17 protein-coding genes are annotated in these 20,195 nt (G+C 66.1%); 7 read left to right on the top strand and 10 right to left on the bottom strand.

The window, feature by feature from the left end; translation table 11 throughout:
• The first annotated feature begins 180 nt into the window (after positions 1-180).
• The 5 genes from HAP47_RS10230 to HAP47_RS10210 all read left to right on the top strand — a co-directional run bounded on the left by HAP47_RS10230 (position 181) and on the right by HAP47_RS10210 (position 5,990).
• A complete protein-coding gene (locus tag HAP47_RS10230) occupies positions 181-1,971 on the top strand; it encodes a peptide ABC transporter substrate-binding protein (protein WP_173638358.1) in 1,791 nt (596 codons plus the stop codon).
• A 237-nt stretch (positions 1,972-2,208) separates the two neighbouring features.
• A complete protein-coding gene (locus HAP47_RS10225; RefSeq protein ID WP_092116606.1) occupies positions 2,209-3,165 on the top strand; it encodes an ABC transporter permease in 957 nt (318 codons plus the stop codon).
• A complete protein-coding gene (locus tag HAP47_RS10220; protein WP_173638359.1) occupies positions 3,131-4,048 on the top strand; it encodes an ABC transporter permease in 918 nt (305 codons plus the stop codon). Before HAP47_RS10225 ends, HAP47_RS10220 begins: the two co-directional genes overlap by 35 nt.
• Positions 4,045-5,025: an ABC transporter ATP-binding protein gene (locus HAP47_RS10215; protein WP_173640560.1), complete on the top strand. Its 981-nt coding sequence runs from the start codon at positions 4,045-4,047 to the stop codon at positions 5,023-5,025. The genes HAP47_RS10220 and HAP47_RS10215 overlap by 4 nt, the downstream gene beginning before the upstream one ends.
• A complete protein-coding gene (locus tag HAP47_RS10210; RefSeq protein WP_173638360.1) occupies positions 5,022-5,990 on the top strand; it encodes an ABC transporter ATP-binding protein in 969 nt (322 codons plus the stop codon). The genes HAP47_RS10215 and HAP47_RS10210 overlap by 4 nt, the downstream gene beginning before the upstream one ends.
• 189 nt (positions 5,991-6,179) lie before the next feature.
• Here HAP47_RS10210 and HAP47_RS10205 read toward each other — a convergent pair whose 3' ends face one another.
• Positions 6,180-7,142, bottom strand: a complete 963-nt coding sequence (locus HAP47_RS10205) for a LysR family transcriptional regulator (RefSeq protein ID WP_173638361.1) — start codon at positions 7,140-7,142, stop codon at positions 6,180-6,182.
• 99 nt (positions 7,143-7,241) lie between these two features.
• Here HAP47_RS10205 and bla point away from each other — a divergent pair, with 99 nt between their 5' ends.
• Positions 7,242-8,159, top strand: coding sequence for a class A beta-lactamase (gene bla, locus HAP47_RS10200; RefSeq protein ID WP_173638362.1), 918 nt, complete (start codon positions 7,242-7,244; stop codon positions 8,157-8,159).
• A 304-nt stretch (positions 8,160-8,463) separates the two neighbouring features.
• Positions 8,464-9,378, top strand: a complete 915-nt coding sequence (locus tag HAP47_RS10195; RefSeq protein WP_173638363.1) for an ankyrin repeat domain-containing protein — start codon at positions 8,464-8,466, stop codon at positions 9,376-9,378.
• Positions 9,379-9,390: 12 nt separating this feature from the next.
• Here the strand turns inward: HAP47_RS10195 and HAP47_RS10190 are convergent, their stop codons facing one another.
• The 9 genes from HAP47_RS10190 to HAP47_RS10150 all read right to left on the bottom strand — a co-directional run bounded on the left by HAP47_RS10190 (position 9,391) and on the right by HAP47_RS10150 (position 20,187).
• Positions 9,391-9,957: a c-type cytochrome gene (locus HAP47_RS10190; RefSeq protein WP_231168828.1), complete on the bottom strand. Its 567-nt coding sequence runs from the start codon at positions 9,955-9,957 to the stop codon at positions 9,391-9,393.
• A gap of 89 nt (positions 9,958-10,046) precedes the next feature.
• Positions 10,047-11,771 (bottom strand): pyrroloquinoline quinone-dependent dehydrogenase, encoded by a 1,725-nt coding sequence (locus HAP47_RS10185; protein ID WP_231168827.1) that lies wholly within the window; start codon positions 11,769-11,771, stop codon positions 10,047-10,049.
• A gap of 425 nt (positions 11,772-12,196) precedes the next feature.
• Positions 12,197-13,687, bottom strand: a complete 1,491-nt coding sequence (locus HAP47_RS10180; RefSeq protein ID WP_173638364.1) for an ABC transporter substrate-binding protein — start codon at positions 13,685-13,687, stop codon at positions 12,197-12,199.
• Positions 13,688-13,743: 56 nt separating this feature from the next.
• Entirely contained in the window at positions 13,744-14,778 is a 1,035-nt protein-coding gene (locus HAP47_RS10175; protein ID WP_173638365.1) for an ABC transporter ATP-binding protein, read from the bottom strand.
• Entirely contained in the window at positions 14,775-15,779 is a 1,005-nt protein-coding gene (locus tag HAP47_RS10170) for an ABC transporter ATP-binding protein (protein ID WP_173638366.1), read from the bottom strand. Before HAP47_RS10170 ends, HAP47_RS10175 begins: the two co-directional genes overlap by 4 nt.
• Positions 15,780-15,781: 2 nt before the next feature.
• Positions 15,782-16,675: an ABC transporter permease gene (locus HAP47_RS10165; protein ID WP_173638367.1), complete on the bottom strand. Its 894-nt coding sequence runs from the start codon at positions 16,673-16,675 to the stop codon at positions 15,782-15,784.
• Positions 16,672-17,622, bottom strand: coding sequence for an ABC transporter permease (locus HAP47_RS10160; RefSeq protein ID WP_173638368.1), 951 nt, complete (start codon positions 17,620-17,622; stop codon positions 16,672-16,674). Before HAP47_RS10160 ends, HAP47_RS10165 begins: the two co-directional genes overlap by 4 nt.
• A gap of 72 nt (positions 17,623-17,694) precedes the next feature.
• Complete coding sequence (locus HAP47_RS10155; RefSeq protein ID WP_173638369.1) at positions 17,695-19,128, bottom strand: amidase; 1,434 nt, start codon at positions 19,126-19,128, stop codon at positions 17,695-17,697.
• A gap of 120 nt (positions 19,129-19,248) precedes the next feature.
• Positions 19,249-20,187, bottom strand: a complete 939-nt coding sequence (locus HAP47_RS10150) for a carbohydrate kinase family protein (protein ID WP_173638370.1) — start codon at positions 20,185-20,187, stop codon at positions 19,249-19,251.
• Between the last annotated feature and the right edge of the window lie 8 nt (positions 20,188-20,195).

Genomic DNA, 20,195 nt, shown 5'->3' with positions numbered 1-20,195 from the left:
CCGAAATGCCGAACCGATGTGCGGCGCGGAGCGGTTCTGCACAAGCGATAGCCAAAAGACCTAGTCGCTGAACCTCGGGAGGCGTTGACCTTCGCGGTCATTCGGTGTGCCATCTGCCGCCAGCACGGCGGCCGGTTCCAAGGCCCGCCGCAATCACACGTGAGCCGGACCGAGGGGACAATGTTCGACAACAATCTGCGCGGGATGATCGACGACGTAAGGGACGGACGGATGGACCGCCGCGCCTTCGTCAAGCGAATGATTGCCGTCGGCCTCACCGCGCCGTTGGCGAACCAGATTCTGGCGATCGGCGGCGTCGCGATGGCGCAGAGCCCCAACCCCTACAAGCCGACCAAGCGCGGCGGCGGCGGTCCGCTGAAGCTGTTGTGGTGGCAGGGCCCGACCCTGCTCAATCCGCATTTCGCCACCGGCACCAAGGACCAGGACGGCTCGCGCATCTTCTACGAGCCGCTGGCCAGCTGGGACGTCGACGGCCATCTCAACCCGATCCTCGCCGCCGAGATCCCCTCGATCCAGAACGGCGGACTCGCCGCCGATGCCAAATCGGTGGTCTGGAAACTCAAACCCGGCGTCAAATGGCATGACGGGAAACCGTTCAGCGCCGACGACGTCGTCTTCACCTGGGAATATGCCAGCGACCCCGCGACGGCAGCGGTCTCGAGTGCGACCTACGCCGGCATGACCGTGGAGAAGGTCGACGACCTCACGATCCGTATCAAGTTCAAGGATCCGACGCCGTTCTGGGCCAACGCGTTCGTCGGCGCCTATGGCTGCATCATTCCGAAACACCTGTTCGCGGAATTCAAGGGCGGCAAGTCGCGCGAGGCGCCGACCAATCTGATGCCGGTCGGCACCGGACCCTACAAGTACATCGAATTCAAGCCGGGCGACCTGATCCGCGGCGAGATCAATCAGGACTACCACATGGCGAACCGGCCCTATTTCGACACGATCGAGATGAAGGGCGGCGGCGACGCGGTGTCGGCGGCCCGCGCGGTGATCCAGACCGGCGAATATGATTTCGCCTGGAACATCCAGGTCGAGGACGAGGTGCTGCTGCGGCTGGAGAAGGGCGGCAAGGGCAAGACGCTCTACGCCGTCGGCGGCGACATCGAATTCATCGCCATCAATTTCACCGACCCCAACACCGAGGTCGACGGCGAACGCTCGTCGATGAAGACCAAGCATCCGATCCTGTCCGACCCGCGCGTGCGCCAGGCGCTCGCGCTGCTGGTCGACCGCGACTCCATCAAGAAGGTGATCTACGGCCGCGCCGGCCGCACCACCGCCAACTATCTCAACGGCCCCGAGGAGTTCGTCTCCAAGAACACCAAATGGGAGTTCTCGGTCGAGAAGGCGAGCGCGCTGCTCGAGCAGGCCGGCTGGAAGGCGGGCTCCGACGGCATCCGCGAGAAGGACGGCAAGAAGCTGAAGCTGCTGTACCAGACCTCGATCAACGGGCCGCGGCAGAAGACCCAGGCGATCGTCAAGCAGGCCTGCCAGAAGGCCGGCATCGACGTCGAGCTGAAATCGGTGGTGGCCTCGGTGTTCTTCTCCTCCGACGTCGCCAACCCCGACACCTACTCCCATTTCTATGCCGACATCGAGATGTTCCAGATCCCGATGACGCAACCCGATCCGGCCCTGCACATGCGCCGCTATCATTCGCGCAACGTCGCCACCAAGGAAAACAAGTGGCAGGGACCGAACTTCCCGCGCTGGGTCAACAAGGATTTCGACGCCGCAGTCGATGCCGCCGATACCGAGACCGATCCGATCAAGCGCGCGGATCTCTACATCAAGTGCAACGATCTGATGTGGCAGGACACGGTGATGATCCCCGTGATGCATCGGCTTGCGGTGGAAGCCTGCTCCAACACGGTGCGGCCCGCGCTCTCCGGCTGGGCCAACCAAACCGACAATCTGCAAGACTGGTATCGTGAAACCTGAGACACGGGGACGGGTTCGGAGTTGAGTGGGTGATCTTCTCTCCCCGTTCTTGCGGGAGAGGAGCTCCAACCGCAAATGCCGTGAGAGATGAGTTCGTGGAGAGTCCCCCTCGCCCGGAATTTAAGCTGTGCTTGAATTCCGACCTCTCCCCGCACGCGGGGCGAGGAGAAGCTCGCCTTTCGACTGGAAGCAAGATCAACGTGCTCAAGGTGCGAGCGTCAGCTAGATGATCTCTCGATGAGTCAATATATCCTGCGCCGTCTGATGATCGCGATCCCGAGCCTGCTCGGGATTTCGGTCGTGCTGTTCGTCGTGCTGGCGCTCGCGCCGGGCGATCCGTTCAGCGAGCTCGCGACCAATCCGAACGTGCCGCCCGAGGTACAGGCCGCGCTGCGCACCAAGTTCGGGCTCGACGATCCGATCTACCTCCGCTATCTGCACTGGCTCGCGGCGATGGCGCAGGGCGACTGGGGCTTCTCCTTTGTCAGCCGGATCAACGTCGACACGCTGATCCTGCAGCGGCTGCCGACCACGCTCTACGTGATCGGCTCGGCGCAGCTGCTGGCGCTGCTGATCGCGATCCCGGTCGGCGTCTATGCCGCCACCCGGCCCTATTCGCTGTTCGACCAGCTCGCCAACACCTTCGCCTTCATCGGCTTCTCGCTGCCGACCTTCTTCACCGGCATCCTGTTCATCCTGGTGTTCTCGGTGAAGCTGGACTGGCTGCCCTTCGTCTACACCGATGTGCCGGGCAGCGGCATCCCCTGGCTGCTGGAGATGATCCGGCAGGCCATCATGCCGGTGATGGTGCTCGGCCTGTTCCAGGCGGCGTCGATGACCCGCTTCGTGCGCTCGGCGATGCTCGACGTGATCCGGCTCGACTATGTCACCACCGCGCGCGCCAAGGGGCTCGGGCAGGCCAAGGTGATCGTCAAGCATGTGATGCGCAATGCGATGATCCCGGTCGTCACGCTCATCGCACTTCAAATGCCCGCCGTGTTCGGCGGCGCCATCGTCACCGAGCAGATCTTCCGGATTCCCGGCATCGGCTCGCTGCTGATTTCCTCCATCCTCGCCAACGACACGCCGGTCGTGATGGCCGTGACCTTCGTGTTCGCGTGTCTCGTGGTGCTCTTCAACCTGATTGCAGATGTCCTCTATGGCTGGCTTGACCCTCGCATCTCCTTCCGCTGAACGGCGCGGCTATTCGCCCTGGCGCGAAACCTGGCGGCGCTACCGCCGGCACCGGCCCGCCGTGGTCAGCGCCGTGCTGCTGCTGCTGCTGATCGCGGCCGTGGTGATCGGCCCGTTCATCTGGCGCGTCTCGATGAGCGACATCGACGTGGTGGCGGGCATGCAGGGCCCCTCGCTGGCGCATCCGTTCGGCACCGACGATCTCGGCCAGGACCTGCTCGCCCGCATGATCTATGGCGGCCGCATCTCGCTCGCGGTCGGCCTCGCCGCGATGCTGGTCTCGGTGTTCGTCGGCACGCTGATCGGCGCGCTCGCCGGCATGTCGCGCGGCCCGCTCGGCTATGCGCTGATGTGGCTGACCGACCTGTTCCTGTCGCTGCCGCAACTGCCGCTGCTCTTGATGCTGATCTATCTGTTCCGCGACGGGTTGAAGGCTGTGTTCGGCCCGGAGGGCGGCATCTTCATCCTGATCGTGCTTGTGATCGGCGGCCTGCGCTGGATGCCGGTCGCCCGCCTGGTGCGCGCCCAGTTCCTGTCGCTACGTGAAAAGGAATTCGTCGAGGCGGCGCGCGCGCTCGGCGCGAGCCCGGTGCGCCAGGTGGTGCGCCACATCCTGCCCAATGCGCTGGGACCCGTGATCATCGCCGGCACGATCGACGTCGCCGCCGCGATCATCGCCGAATCGACGCTCTCGTTCCTCGGCCTCGGCTTTCCGCCGGATACGCCGACCTGGGGCCGCATCCTCTATGACGCCAAGGACTTTCTCGATATCGGCCCGCACTGGGCGCTGTTTCCTGGCGGCGCGATCTTCATCGCGGTCGTCGCCATCAACTTCATCGGCGACGGGCTGCGCGACGCGCTCGATGCGCGCAAGGTGATCTGATGGCGCTGCTCGACATCAAGGGCCTGAAAACCCATTTCACCACCGACGACGGCATCGTCCAGGCGGTCGACGGCGTCGACATCAGCATCAACCGCGGCGAGACGCTGTGCGTGGTCGGCGAATCCGGCTGCGGCAAGACCGTCACGGCGATGTCGATCCTGAAGCTGATCGCGATGCCGCCGGGCAAGATCGTCGCAGGCGAGATCATGTTCGAGGGCCGCGATCTGGCGCCGCTGACCAGCCATCAGCTCGACGACATCAGGGCCAAGGAGATCGGCTTCATCTTCCAGGAGCCGATGACCTCGCTCAACCCGGTGCTGACGATCGGCGAGCAGATCGCCGAGAGCCTGCGCCGCCACGAGGCGGTGACCAGGAAGCAGGCGCTCGAGCGCACCGTCGAGATGCTGAAGCTGGTGCAGATCCCCAATGCCGCCGGCCGCGTGCATCACTATCCGCACCAGTTCTCCGGCGGCATGCGCCAGCGCGTGATGATCGCGATGGCGCTGGCCTGCCGGCCCAAGCTCGTCATCGCGGACGAGCCGACCACCGCGCTCGACGTCACCATCCAGGCGCAGATCCTCGACCTGCTGCAGGACATGAAGGAGCGCCTCGGCATGGCGGTGATGCTGATCACCCACGCGATGGGCGTGGTCGCGGAGACCGCGCAGCGCGTCGTCGTGATGTATGCCGGCAAGGTGGTGGAGGAAGCGCCGGTCGACGAATTGTTCGGCAATCCGAGCCATCCCTACACCCAGGGCCTGATCCGCTCGATCCCGCGCATCGATCTCGACGCCGAGCACAAGACCCGGCTGGAAGCGATCGGCGGCTCGGTGCCGATCCTGATCAACCCGCCGCCCGGCTGCCGGTTTGCTTCCCGCTGCAAACACGCCATGAGCATCTGCACCGACCAGGAGCCGCGGCTGCGCGAGATCGCACCCGGCCACCGCATGGCCTGCCACCTCGGAGACGCGTCATGAGCGAACCGCTGCTGCGCGTCAGCAATCTGAAGAAGCACTTTCCGGTGCTCGGCGGCCTGCTGTCCCGCGAGGTCGGGCAGGTCTATGCGGTCGACGGCGTGTCGTTTTCGGTCAACCGCGGCGAGACGCTGGGGCTGGTCGGCGAATCCGGTTGCGGCAAGTCGACCACCGGGCGTTGCGTATTGCGCCTGATCGAGCCGACCTCGGGTGAAGTCGTGTTCGACGGCCAAAACGTGATCGGGCTTGGCGGCGGCGACCTGCGCGCCATGCGGCGCAACATGCAGCTCGTCTTCCAGGACCCGTTCGCCTCGCTCAACCCGCGCATGACGGTCGGCGCGATCCTCGCCGAGCCCTTCATCATCCATAACCTCGTGACCTCGGCCAGCGAGCGCGAGGACCGCGTCGCGCGCCTTCTGGTCAAGGTCGGGCTGAAGGCCGAGCACATGCGGCGCTATCCGCATGAATTCTCCGGCGGCCAGCGCCAGCGCATCGCGATCGCCCGCGCGCTGACGCTGGAGCCGAAGCTGATCGTGTGCGACGAGCCGGTCTCGGCACTCGACGTCTCGATCCAGGCCCAGGTCATCAACCTGCTCGAGGATCTGCAGGCCGAGCTGAACCTCACCTACCTGTTCGTCGCCCATGATCTCTCTGTCGTCGAACACATCTCCGACCGCGTCGCGGTGATGTACCTCGGCCGCATCGTCGAGCTCGCCAAGGCCAGCGATCTCTACCGCAATCCGCAGCATCCCTATACCAAGGCGTTGCTCTCGGCGGTGCCGGTGGCGGATCCCAAGGCGAAAAAGCTGCGCATCCGCCTGAAGGGCGACGTGCCGAGCCCGATGAATCCGCCCAAAGGCTGTCACTTCCACACCCGCTGCCCGATCGCCGAAGAGCGCTGCCGCCAGACCGCGCCGGAGCTGCGGCAGGGCAGCAACGGGCATTCTGTGGCGTGCCATCTGGCGTAGGTGCTTCGCCAGATGCGATAGCCAGCCGTCGCGGGGGCGCACCTCCAAGAAATATCGAAAACAACCCCATGCAAAGCAGCCGGCGACCGCGGGCATTCGACACGGCACTTGACGTGCCGGGCAAATCAGCGGCATTATTCGATAATTCAGAAATTGTGGCGACGGTAGTTGGAATCACGTCGTCGGAAGTTAACGCCCCTTGGTCTTGGTCCGTGGCTTCGGTCTGGCCTTTGCCTTGATGTTCCGCCGCGGCGCAGGTGCTACGGCGTCCTCCACCTCACTCACCTCCGCCCGCAGCGTGTCGAGCAGCCAGTCGCGGAACGCGCGCATGCCTGGCGTCACCTCGCGCGACTTCAGCCAGGTCAACCAATACGACCCCGCCGGGACTTCAGCCGCGAATGGCCGCAGCAGCCGGCCCGACGCCAGCTCGTTCTTGAACATCGCTGTCGGCACCAGCCCGACGCCGACACCGCGCGCGGCCGCCTCGGCCATCGCAACCGAACTGTCGAAGATCGGTCCCTGGATTTTCGGGCATGGCGCGCCGGCCACTGCAAACCACAACGGCCATTCCTCGGCGCGGTAGGAGCGCAGCAAGAACTCTTGCGCGAGATCGGACGGCTTGCGCAGCCGGCCCGCCACGTCAGCGCAGCACACCGGCGAGAGCGGCGCGGACAGCAGATGGATCGCCTCGGTGCCGTGCCAGGAGCCGTCGCCGAAGCGCAGCGCAAGGTCGAGCCCGTCGCCCGCGATATCGACACGGTTGTTGTTGGTGAGCAGGCGCAGGTCGATATAGGGATGCGCGCGCTTGAAGCGATCGACCCGCTGCAACAGCCATCCGGTCGCAAACGTCGTGACGCAGCCGACGGTGACGACCTCGCGCGTGCCTTTGGCCTCGATGCGGTCGATCGCAGCCCCGATCCGGTCGAGCGCGTCTGACAGCACCGGCAACAGTGCCAGCCCTTCGTCGGTGAGCACCAGTCCGCGCGGCAGACGGCGGAACAGGCTCGCGCCGAGGAGTTCCTCGAGCTGCTTGACCTGGTGGCTGATCGCGGTCTGCGTCACGCGCAGCTCCATTCCCGCGCGGGTGAAACTTAATAGCCGCGCGGAGGCCTCGAAGGCGCGCAGGGCGTTCAGCGGGAGATGCCGGCGCACGGCGTCATGACCAAGTTTTCCTCATGCCTCGTTGTATAAATGATTGTTTGTACGCCGTCACGCCGTTGGGCAGTTTCGCGCCGCCAACGGAGACGAGACATGCTGACGAGACGGACATTCGGATTGCGCGCGCTAGGCCTTGCGGTGTCCTGGACCCTGCCGAGGCCAAGCGCCGCGGCAGGACAGAGCGCAGCAGCAGGACCAGGCGAACCGGCGCGGCGGCTGCAGGAGGAGTTTGCACGCATCGAGCTTGCGACCAGCGGCCGGCTCGGCGTCGCCGCGCTCGACATGGAGACCGGATTGCGCGCGAGCCAGCGCGGCGACGAGCGGTTCCCGATGTGCAGCACCTTCAAGGCGCTGGCCTCGGCCGCGGTGCTGCACCGGGTCGACCGCGGCGAATCCAGCCTCGACCAGCGCGTGCAGGTTGAGGCCAAGGACATCTTGGCCTATGCGCCGGTGGCCAAGCAGCACGTCGGATCGAGCATGACACTGTCCGAACTCTGCGAGGCCGCCATTACCCTAAGCGACAATACCGCTGCCAACCTGCTGCTGCGCGAGATCGGCGGGCCCGCCGGCTTCACCAGCTTCTTCCGCACCATCGGCGACAACGTCAGCCGGCTCGATCGCTGGGAGGTGGCGCTGAATGAAGCCGTGCCGGGCGATCCGCGCGACACGACGAGCCCTGTCGCGATGCTGAAGAGTCTGCAGCGCGTGGTGATCGGCGACGTCCTGCAGGCCGCCTCGCGCCAGAAGCTCGTGGACTGGATGGTGGCCAACAAGACCGGCGACGCCCGGCTGCGCGCCGGCGTGCCCCGCGACTGGCGCGTCGGCGACAAGACCGGCACCGGCGAGCGCGGCACCTATAACGATATCGGCGTGTTCTGGCCGCCCGGCCGCAAGCCGATCGTGGTGACGGTCTATCTGACCGGGGCAAGTGCTCCGATGGAGAAGTGCAACGAGGTGATCGCCAATGTCGCGCGCGCCGTCGCGCATGCGAGCACCGGCCAGACCGGCTAGAGCAGGCAACGGGCTCCGCTGCACCTCGCCCCGCACGCGGGGAGAGGTCGGAACGCATCGCTAGATGCGTTCCGGGTGAGGGGGAGCCTCCGCGCATCCGTCTGGCTTCGCATGCGCTGAGAGACCCCTCGCCCCAACCCTTTCCCCGTAAGAACGGGGCGAGGGAGCGCAGCGCGGTCGCGCTCGCTATTCCACATAATGTCATCGTGTTCTCGCGCGGCTGCGCGGCTTGGCATCAACCAAGGATCATGCGACGCTCAATCCGAATGGCGATGCTGATAGCAGGCCATACGGAGGACACGTCTTGTATCGCCGCATCGCCCTCGCCGCGCTGTTTGCTGCAGGCCACGTTCACGGCAGCCTCGCGGCGGCCGACCCGGCACGGTGTCGCGAACTGATCCGCAAATACGAGACCGACAAGGCGCAGCTCAGCGCAGTCGAAATCTCGCTGACCTTGTTTGCGGCGGCCAATGCCGATTGCATCAATCTCGCCACCGCGCTGCTCGATGGCGGCGCCTCGGTCGATGCGCGGGACCGGCTCGGCGCAAGGCCGCTGAGCCACGCCGCCCGCTCCGGCCATCTCGACATGGTCGATCTGCTGCTGGCCCGCGGCGCGCCGGTCGATGCACGCAACCTCGCGGGATCGACCGCGCTGTATCTTGCCGCCGAGCGCGGCCATGTCGCGATCGTGCAGCGCCTGATCGACCGCGGCGCCGACGTCAATCTCACCGGACGCAGCGGCGCTTCGGCGGTCGCGGCCGCCGCCTATGCCGGTCGGGACATGGTGGTGCGCGTGCTGCTGGCGCACGGCGCCGACGGCCGCAAGGCCGACGACACCGGCAAGCCGCCGGTGGTGTATGCGGCGGCCGGCGGCCAGCTCGGCATCCTGAAACAGCTGCTCGGGCTCGAGATCGACATCAACGCGCGCTATGCCAACGATCTGACGCTGCTGATGTGGGCGGCCGGACCGGATGAGACCGTGCCGGAGGCACAAGCGCTCGAGGTCGTCTCCTATCTCCTGGACGCAGGCGCCAGGGTCGACGAACGCGACGCCCGCGGTCGCACGGCGCTGATGATCGCCGCCGAAGGCAACCATCCGACGATCGCGAAAGCGCTACTCGCCCACGGCGCCGATGCGGCGCTGGCCGACAAGGCCGGCAAGCACGCCGCCGATCTCACCATCCTGTCGGCGCTGCGCGAGGAGCTGACGCCGCGCTGAGGCGGCCCGCCGCTATAGTCCCGCCAGATAGTCCACCAGCGCGGCAAGGTCATCCGGCGATGTCGCCAGCATCAGGTCGGACATGCCGGGATTGTTGCCGCGCGCGCGGGTGCGGAAATCGGCGATGGTTTTCGCGAGGTAGTCCCGTCCCATCCCGGCAAGCCGCGGCACCGTGCCGTCGCCCTGGAAGCGATCGAGATGGCAGGCCGGGCAGCCGACCGAGCGGCTGGCGCTGACCGCCTTCTCCGTGACATCCTTGGGCGCGCGCGGCTGGCCGAGATCGGGCCATTGCTTCTGCGAAAAATATTCCGCGATCGCCAGCATGTCGTCGCGCTCGAACTGGGTCGCGATCGGCTGCATGATCTCGCTCTTGCGATCGCCGCGCTTGAAATCGCGGAGCTGGATATAGAGGTAGCCGGCCTGCTGGCCCCAGATCGTCGGAATGGTCTTGTCGACGGGCTTGCCATCCTCGCCGTGGCAACCGGTGCAGACCTGCACCTTCTCCTCGATCGTCTCCGCGCGCGCTTGCGCCGCCATCAGCAGCAGCGCGGCGCCGCACATCATCAATTTACCGAACATTGGCTCATCCGAAGAAAACAGAGGCGGGACCGAACCGGTCCCGCCCCGCCGTCAATATTTTCACGCGCGATTATGCATCCCGCCGCGGCTCAGTCGAGCGTGAAGGCGATGATGTTGTTGCCACGCTTGTAATCGAGCTGGGTGTTACCACCCGCGCCGACCACGACATATTGCTTGCCGCCGATCATGTAGCTCGACGGCGGCGCGTTGACGCCGGCACCGGCGCGGAAGCTCCACAGTTCCTTGCCGCTCGACGAATTATAGGCCGCGAACTTGCCGTTGCCTTCGCCGGTGAACACCAGGCCGCCGGCGGTGGCGAGAATGCCGCCGATCATCGGCTCGGGCGTCTTGACCTGCCATTTGATCTTGCCGGTGTTGTAGTTCACCGCGGTGATGTTGCCCGACTGCTTCTCGCTGGGGATCACCTTGAAGGCGCCGCCCAGCCACAGCTTGCCGTTCGGATAGGCCGAACTTTCGACGTGGTAGGTCATCGGCTGGTGCAGGTTGATGGCGTAGGCCAGCTCCTGTCCCGGGTCGGTGGCGATCGGCGACCATTCGACGCCGCCATTGGCGCCGGGCAGCATGCGCGCGCCTTCCTTGGTCGGTAGCACCCACATGTTCTCCTGCGGCACCATCGCCTCGGAGAAGCGGATCAGGCTGCAGTCCTTGCGATCGTGCACATAGATGTGCCCGGTCTTGCCGGCATGGATGACGCCGGGAATCGTTTTGCCGTCCTTGTCCTTGACGTTGACCAGCACCGTCGGGCTGACCGCGTCGAGATCCCAGACGTCATGGGCGATGTACTGGAAATGGCAGACATACTTGCCGGTATCGAGATCGAGCGAGACCAGCGAGTTGGTGTAGAGGTTGTCGCCGGGGCGGTTCGAGCCGTCGAGGTCGGGCGACGGATTGCCGACGACGAAGTAGATCCGGTTGGTTGCGAGATCGACCGACGGGTTCTGCCAGACGCCGCCGCCGAGCTTGGCGTAGGGATCTCCGATCTTGGCGAGCATGTCCTTCTCGGCCTGGATGTTGCGATGCATGTCGCGGCCGGTGGCGTCCTTGGTCGCCCAGACGCCGACGGAGTTCTCCGGAATGGTGTTGAAATTCCACAGCTGCTTGCCGGTCTTGGCATCATAGGCGCGCACGAAGCCGCGGATGCCGTATTCGCCGCCATTGGTGCCGATCAGCACCTTGTCCTTGACCACGGTCGGCGCCATCGTCTCGCTGTAGCCGAGCTCGGGATCGGCGATGTTGGTGGTCCAGACCACTTCGCCGGTCTTGGCGTTCAGCGCCATCAGTTTGGAATCCAGCGTCGCCAGATAGACCCGGTCGCCGAGCACCTGAACGCCGCGATTGTTGGGACCGCAGCAATAGACCGTGATCGGGCCCATCTTGTGGGCATAGTGCCAGAGCTGCTGGCCGGTCTTGGCGTCGAGCGCATAGACATGGCTGAACGACGTCGTGACATACATCACGCCGTCGACGACGATCGGCGATGTCTCGAGCGACTCCTTGACGTCGGTCTGGAAAATCCAGGCGACGTGCAGGTTCTTCACATTGTCCCGGCCGATCTGCTTGCCCGGATAGAAGCGCGTCTGGGCATAATTTCCGTTGGTGAGCAGGAAGTCCTTGGCGTTCTTGTCGGCGGCGTTGAGCTGCTCCTGGGTCACCGGAGGCACATTGGCGTTACCCAAAACCGACTGCTTCTCCTGCTTGACTTCTTGTGCGATGGCAGCACCGGACAACAGGCCAACGCCGACCGCTGCGGCGAATGCCGCAAGCCCTTTCACGTACATAGTCTCCCCCGTCATTTCTTGGTTGCAGTATCAGGGATGATGTTTGCTACTTCCCCTTCGAGGCCTGGCCGCCGTAGCAAGCGCGCACCGTTGGTGGCCTTGGTTGCGCTGCAATAGGGTGATCAATAAAGACAACGACAGGTATCGATGGACGGGTTCCATGTTAGCGCTGTCCTTCACAAACACAACCGATGCGCTCGACGCGAAGCCACAACAGCATGCGTTCGCGCGACCGAAGTGCTACAAGCGCGGGCTTGCATCAACCTGAGCAATATCGGTGGCTTCCGGCGCCTTCGCGAATCGCCGGACAAAATCGCCTTCGCAGGCGCAGCACGCAAAATGAGACTAAGCGTCAAGCGACGGCGTCGCGCGAGGTGCGGCGTCGGCTGAGGCCATTGGTCTCCGCCGGCGCGATCGCCTCCTCCCAGATTACTCCCAAGTTACTCCCAAGCCCAGGTCGAGAAATCATTCTCGAACTGCGGCACGTCCTTCCACACGCCCTTCAGCTTCTTGCTGGCGATCGTGATCAATTGCGGCTGGAACAGGAAGCCGGCGACCGCATCGGTTGCCAGCATCCGCTGCGCGTCGCCGAGCAGCTTGGCGCGGCCGGCCTCGTCAGGCGTCGCCATGATCTGCTGATAGAGCGCGTTGAACGCCTCGGATTTGTAGCCGAGATAGTAGTCCGGCTCGGTCAGCTTCACGAGGTCGAACGGCTCGACATGCGCGACGATGGTGAGGTCGTAATTGTGCGGGCCGGTGAAGACCTGCGACAGCCATTGCGCCCATTCGACGTTCTCGATCTTGGCAACAATGCCGACCTTGGCAAGCTGGGCCGCAAGCACCTCGCCGCCCTGCCGCGCGTAGGACGGCGGCGGCAGCTTGAGGCTGAGCTCCAGCGGCGTCTTGACACCGGCCTCGGCCAGCAGCTTCTTGGCCAGTTCGGGATCATAGGGATTGATGCCGGTGGTATCGACATAGCCGAGCGATCCCGGCGTGTAGAAGCTGCCGATCGGCATGCCGAAGCCATCGACCGCGCCGTCGATCATCGCCTTGCGGTCGATCGCCGCCAGGATGGCGCGGCGAACGCGGACATCATCGAGCGGCTTCTTGCGCTCGTTGATGCCGACGATGGTTTTGGTTCGCGAGCCGCCGATCAGCACATTGAAGCGCGGATCGGCCTTGAACTGCGCCAGGCTGCGTGCCGCCGCAACCCGCGGGAACGCGTCGACATCGCCCGACAGCAGCGCCGCGACCTGCGCGGCGGGATCCCCGATGAAGCGGATCGTCACCTTGGCGAGCTTGATCGCGGCGGCGTTGCGATACTCCGGCCATTTGACCAGCGTGATCGCCGAGCCCTTGGCCCAGTTGCCGAGCGTGTAGGGTCCGGTGCCGACCGGCTGGGTCGCATCGGTCGGCGCGCTCTTCGGCTCGACGATCGAGCCCGACGCCTGGCCGAGCAGGAACGGCAGGTTCGGCTCGGAATACTTCAGCGCGACAACGATGGTCTCCGCATCGGGCGCCGTCACCGACGCGAAAGCCTGGTACAGGCTCCTGTCCTTGTTGGTCGAGGTCGGCGCGGCCGCGCGGTCGAACGAGAACTTCACCGCCGCGGAATCGAACGGCTCGCCATTGTGGAATTTGACGCCCTTGCGGAGCTTGAACGTGTAGGTCCTGAGATCGGACGAGGCCTGCCAGCTCTCGGCGAGCAACGGCGACACCGAGCCGTCCTCGTTGATTTTGGTCAGCGTCTCGTAGACGTTGTAGAGCGTGACTTCGGCGATCGCCGCGGCCGCCGCGTTGGTGGGATCGAGTCCCGGCGGCTCCAGCGTCATGCCCATCACGACGCTGTCCTTCTTGCCCTGCGCGAGGCCCGGCAGCGGCGCTGCGGCGAGCGCGGCAGCGGCCGCGATGACGCACAATTTCCTCAACATTGGTCTGCTCCCCGGACGTGCTCTTTCATCAGCCTGGGCTGGTCCCGCACGATAGACTAACCGGCCTCCGCGACCACCGGCGGCAGCGCCATCACGGCTTCGGCGTAATGGCAGGCCGCCAGATGGGCGTCTCCCACGCTGCGTAGCGCAGGCGCGGCCTCGCGACAATGCTGGTCGGCGAGAGGGCAGCGCGGCGCGTAAGGACAGCCGGCCGCGGCCGAGGCCTGCGAGCCGATCGCCTGCGCGCCGCGGCGCCGCCGGACGCGGCCTGCCCGGGCCCGCGGCACCGCATCCAGCAGCGCGCGCGTATAGGGATGGGCGCTGTGGGCGAACAGATCGGCGGGCCGACCCTGCTCGACGATCCGCCCGAGATACATCACCGCGATCTCGTCGCAGAGCAGATCGACCACGGCGAGGTCATGGCTGATCAGCATGTAGCTCAGTCCGAACTCATCCTGCAGATCCTGCATCAAATTGAGCACCTGCGCCTGCACCGACACGTCGAGCGCCGAAACCGGCTCGTCGGCGACGATCAACTTCGGCTGGGTGATCAGCGCGCGTGCGATCGCGATGCGCTGGCGCTGGCCGCCGGAGAATTCGTGCGGGAACTTGTCCATGTCGGCGTCGCGCAACCCGACCTGCCGCAGCACCGTGGCGACACGCTCGCGCAGGCTGCCGCGATCGATCCGCCCGAGCGCAGTCAGCGGCTCGGCAACGATGCGCGCGACGGTCTGCCGCGGATCGAGCGAGCCGTAGGGATCCTGAAACACCATCTGGAAATCGCGGCGGGCGCGGCGCAGCTCGTCCGGTGGCATCCGGTTGAGGTCGCGCCCCAGCAGTGACACCGTGCCCGATGTCGGCCGCTCCAGCGCCATCACCAGCCGCGCAAAGGTCGATTTGCCCGACCCGGACTCGCCGACGACGCCGAGACTCTTGCCCGGCATGACCCGCACCGTGACGCCATTGAGCGCGTGCACCTGCGCCGCCGGCTTGAACAGGCTTTCACGCGGCAGGGTGTAGCGTTGCGCGAGATCCGTCACCTCGAGCAGCGGCGTCGCGGGCGCGGGCTGGGGCTGATCGAGCACAATCATGCTCCAACGCCTCCGGCCGCCATCGAGACGTCGGTCCTGATGCAACGCACGCCATGGCTGCCGCCGACATCGACGACAGCCGGCAACGCCGCGCGGCAACGTTCTTCCACGATCGCGCAGCGATCGGCAAAGGTACATCCCGCGGGCAGGTCAGCCAGCTCCGGCACGGTGCCGGCGATGGTCCTGAGTCGCGTCCCCTTGCGCGCGCCAAGCCGCGGCCGGGCGCGGAACAGGCCCTGCGTGTAGGGATGCCCCATCCGCGTGAACACGGCGTCGGTGGCACCGCTTTCGACGATGGTGCCGCCATACATCACCATCATGCGCTCGACGTTCTCGGCGATCACGCCGAGATCGTGCGAGATCAGGATCATCGACATGCCGCGCTCCGCGACGAGATCGGCGACCAGATCGAGGATCTGGCCCTGGATCGTGACGTCAAGGGCCGTGGTCGGCTCGTCGGCGATCAGCAAATCGGGCTGGCAGGCGAGCGCCATCGCGATCGTGATACGCTGGCGCTGGCCGCCGGAAAACTGGTGCGGATAGGCATCGACCCGCTTCGCCGCATCAGGCAGCCCGACGCGATCGAGCAAGGCAATGGCTTCCAGCCGCGCCTCGGTTGACGAGATGCCGGTGTGACGCCGCAGCGGCTCGGCGACCTGGTGGCCGATCGTGTGCATCGGATTGAGCGCGGTCATCGGCTCCTGGAAGATCATGCTGATGCGGTTGCCGCGCAGCTTGCAATAGGCCGCGTCGGGCAGGCCGACGAGCTCCGCGCCTTCGAGCCGGATGCTGCCGCTGATCACGGCGCTGTCGGGCAAGAGCCCCATCAGGGCCAGCGCCGTGACCGACTTGCCGCAACCGGACTCGCCGACCAGCCCGAGCGTCTCGCCGCGGCGAAGCGCGAAGCTGACGCCGCGGACGGCCTGCGCCGGGCCGCGGCTGGTGTTGAGCCGGACGCCCAGGTCCTTCACCTCGATCAACGGCGCGCCTACCTCACGCATGCTCAACGCTCCCGCGCCAGACGGGGATCGAGCAGATCGCGCAAGCCGTCGCCGAGCAAATTGAGGCCGAGCACCGCGATCGCGATCGCAACTCCTGGATAGACCGCGAGCATCGGCGACTGGAACAGCAGGGTCTGCGCATCGTTGAGCATGCGGCCCCAGGACGGCTGCGGCGGCTGGGTGCCGAGCCCGAGATAGGACAGCGCGGCCTCGGCGAGGATCGCGAGCGCAAACTGGATCGTCGCCTGCACGATCAGGATCGACAGGATGTTCGGCAGCACATGCTCGATCGTGATGCGGAATGACCCCTTGCCTGCGGCGCGCGCCGCCAGCACGAATTCGCGGGCCCAGATCGCATTGGCCGAGCCGCGGGTGACGCGGACGAAGGTCGGGATCTGGAAGATGCCGATCGCGGTGATCGACGTCACCATGCCGGGGCCTGCGACCGCGGCGAGCATAATGGCCGAGAGCACGGCCGGGAAAGCGAAGGTGAAGTCGCTCATCCGCATGATGAGCTCCTCGGTCCAGCCCTTGCGGGCCGCGGCGGTCAGGCCGAGGCCAACGCCGAAGGTCAGGCCGATGCCGACGGCGATGACGCCGACCATGATGGTGGAGCGCGCGCCGACCAGCAGCAGCGAGACGATGTCGCGGCCGAGCACATCGGTGCCGAGCCAGTGCACCGCCGACGGCGCGTGCAGCTTCGCGGCGACGTCGATGTCGTAAGCAGACCACGGCGTCCAGACCAGCGACAGCAGCGCCGCGCCGAGCACAAGCAGGCTGAGCACCGCACCAAGCACGAAGCTGCGATGGCGCAGCGCGCGGCGCCAGAAGCCGGTCGCCGGCCGCGCGCCCGGTGCGATCGCCGCTGTGGCGGATGCGGTCAGCGGCGCGCTCACAGGTTGGCGACCTTGATGCGCGGATCGATGAAGGCATAGAGCACATCGACCACGAAATTGACTGTCACGACCATCGCGGCGAGCAGCATCACGCAGTTGCGCACCACGATCAGGTCGCGGTTGGCGATCGACTGGAAGATCAGCCGGCCGAGGCCCGGCAGATAGAACACGTTCTCGATCACGATGGTGCCGGCCAAGAGATTGGCGAATTGCAGGCCCATCACGGTCATGACCGGGATCATGGCGTTGCGCAGCACATGACGCCACAGCACCTCGCGCTTGCCGAGCCCCTTGGCGCGCGCGGTGCGAACGAAATCCTCGCGCAGCACCTCCAGCACCGCCGAGCGGGTGACGCGGGCGAGGATCGCGGCCTGCACCACGGCAAGCGAGATCGCGGGCAGCAGCAACGAGCGGATCCCGAGCCAGATGCCGTCATCCCAGCCGGCAAATCCACCGGCGGACAGCCATTGCAGCTTCACCGAGAACAGCAGGATCAGGAGGATCGCGAACCAGAAATTCGGCAGCGCGATGCCAATCTGAGTCAACGACATCACGCCGACATCGCCGAGCTTGTTGTGGTTGGCTGCGGTGTAGATGCCGGCAGCGAGCGCCAGCACCACCGTGATCAGCATCGACATGATCGCGAGCGGGACCGTCAGCACCAGCCGCTCCGCGATCAGGCCGGCCACCGGCGTGCCATAGACATAGCTGTTGCCGAGGTCGCCGACCGCCATGCCCTTGATCCAGAGCAGATAGCGAACCGTGAGCGGCTGGTCGAGCCCGAGCTTGACGGTGAGCGCGCGCACCGCATCGGGCGAGGCGTCGGCGCCCATCAGCATCTGCGCGGCATTGCCGGGCAGCGCGTCGAGCACCAGGAAAATGATCAGCGAGGCCGCGAACAGCGTCGCCACCAGGGTCAGGATCCGCCGCAGGAAGAATACGCTCATGCCCGCCCGAAGGGTAAGGAACAGGCCGCAGGTTTCAACATGTTCGCGAACCAATGCAAGCCCTTTGCCGCGTCATTCATGATTCAGCGCCGGCCAGCGGCCGAGCAGATCGCTCGCCTGCTCGAACAGCGCCGCGACGCGCAGCAGCTCGGCATCGGCCCGGAAGCGTCCGACCAGATGCAGGCCGATCGGCAGACCATCGCGGCCGAAGCCGGAGGGAATGCTGACCGCGGGATGCCCGGTCATATTGAACAGCATGGTCCAGGGAAACCAGTGCGGCCGCACGCTGTCGAAGCTCCGGCCGTCGATGTCGATGGTGCCGAACAGATCCTGATCGATCGGCAGCGCCGTGCGGGTCAGCGTCGGCATCGCCAACAGATCGCCGCGCGCGAACAGCGACTGCACCCGGCGGAACAGCGCGGTGCGGTCGAACATCGCCTGCTGGTAGTCGACGCCGCTGACCTTCGCGGCCAGCGCGAGTTGCTTCAGGAAGGTCGGGCTGAGGTGATCGGGATGATCGGCCGCGAGCTTCTCGAAGCGGGTGCGCCAGACGGTGTGATTGATGGCGCGCCAGATCGGCTCGACGTCGAAGCCGTCGCCGGGAAACTCTTCGAGTTCCGCACCGAGGCTGGCCAGCCGGTCGAGGCTCGCCTTGAATTCGGCGGCGACGTCTGATGTCACCGGGCGGCCCGGCGGCGACAGGCAGAACAGCACGCGCCTGCCCCGGAGATCGCCGCGCGGCGCCGCGCGATCGAGATAGTCAGGCACCGGCACGCCGATCGACCACGGATCGGACGGATCCTCGCCGGCCATCGCCTGCATCATCAGCGCGGTGTCGGCGACCGTGCGCGTGGTCGGCGTGACATAGGTCTGGTTGCCGAAGACGTCCTGCACCTGGCTGTGCGGGATCACGCCGTTGCTTTGCTTGATCCCGACCACGCCATTGCAGGCGGCGGGAATCCGGGTCGAGCCGCCGCCGTCGGTGGCAACCGCCAGCGGCGCGATGCCGCTCGCGACCGCGACCGCCGCGCCGCCGCTGGAGCCGCCGCTGGAACGCTCGGCGCTCCACGCATTGCGGGTGCGGCCGAACAGCGGCGAGTCGGTCAGGCACTTGGTGCCGAACTCCGGCGTCGTGGTCTTGCCGATCAATATTCCGCCCTGCGCACGGAGCCGGGCCACCGCCACGGCATCGTGGTCGGGCACATTGTTCCGGTACGGCACCGCGCCGAAGGTCGTTCGCACACCCTTTGTGCTGACGATGTCTTTCACGGTGAACGGGATGCCGTGGAGCAGGCCGAGCGGCTCGCCGGCCATGACCTGGAGTTCCGCGGCCTTCGCCTGCGCCATTGCCTCGTCGCCGCACAGCGTGATGAAGCAGTTCAGCTCAGGCTGCAGCCGCTCGGCGCGGGCGAGTACAGCGGCCGTGACCTCGACAGGAGAGACCTCCTTGCGGGCGATCCGCGCACGAAGCTCAACGGCAGGCAGCAGACAGAGATCATCGCTCATTGGGACAAGGCGCTCGCATCAGACATGATCGATCGCCGGGCATCGTGCCGTGCGGCATGTCGCAAGTCTATCGCCTCATGCGCATGGCGGCACACGGCGCGGCTGCCGATCGCGCATGGCCTACCAAGTGCCCGCGCGCAGCTCCCGGCTCCGCGGCGGATCGGCGCCGGCGCGCGTGCAGGTGAAGGCGGCGCAGTTGCAGGCAAACGACAGCGCGCGCGTGAGCTCGGCCGCGGGAATGTCATGCAGCCGCTGCCGTGCGATCCGATCCAGCCGATGCAGCGCGGCGAGCAGCGCCGCCTGAAAACTGTCCCCGGCGCCGATCGTATCCACGACCTTTACGGCCGGCGACGCGACCGCGATCGGTTCAGCCCGGCGATGCCAGGCGCTCGCGCCATCATTGCCGCGTGTGATGACGACGAGCGACGCGCCGCCCGACAGCAGCGCTTCGGCACGCGCAGCGTAGGCCTCATCGCCGAACAGATAGGAGAAGTCGACATCGGACATCTTTACGATGTCCGCCTTGCCGCAGAACGCCTGCATGCGGGCGCGATACGCGTCCTTGTCCTTGACCAGATTCGGCCGGCAATTCGGATCGAGCGAGATCGTCACCTTCGGCCGCGCATCTTCGATGAAGGCCAGCGTCTCGGTCGCGCCCTTGTCATGGACCAGCGTGGTCGAACCGGCGTGCAGGCATGTGACGCCATCAAGCGCGATCGCCTCGCGCCGGTAGGTCCAGTTCCGCGATGCCGTGTCGGCGTCATAGAAGGCGTATTGCGTCTCGGTGCCGGTGACGCGCGCAAAGGCCAGCGTCGCCTGGCGGTCGCTGCGCGTGGCGCGGCTGAGATCGACGCCGGACGCCGCGGCGTGATCGGCGATCATCCGGCCGAAGGTGTCGGTCGAGATGCCGCCGACGAAGCCGGCGGGAAGGTCGAGCCGGGCGCTGCCGATCGCGATGTTGAGACAGGAGCCGCCGACCGCGGGCGTCAGGGCCTCGCGTCCATCCGCCGTCCGCGACGGCAGGAAATCGATCAGCGCATCTCCGCAACTCAGCAGCATGCAAACAA

This window comes from Bradyrhizobium sp. 41S5, assembly GCF_011516665.3.
In the GTDB taxonomy this organism is placed as follows: domain Bacteria; phylum Pseudomonadota; class Alphaproteobacteria; order Rhizobiales; family Xanthobacteraceae; genus Bradyrhizobium; species Bradyrhizobium quebecense.
Note: the sequence above shows the minus strand (reverse complement) of the source record. Positions and strands in the feature narration are given on the sequence as shown.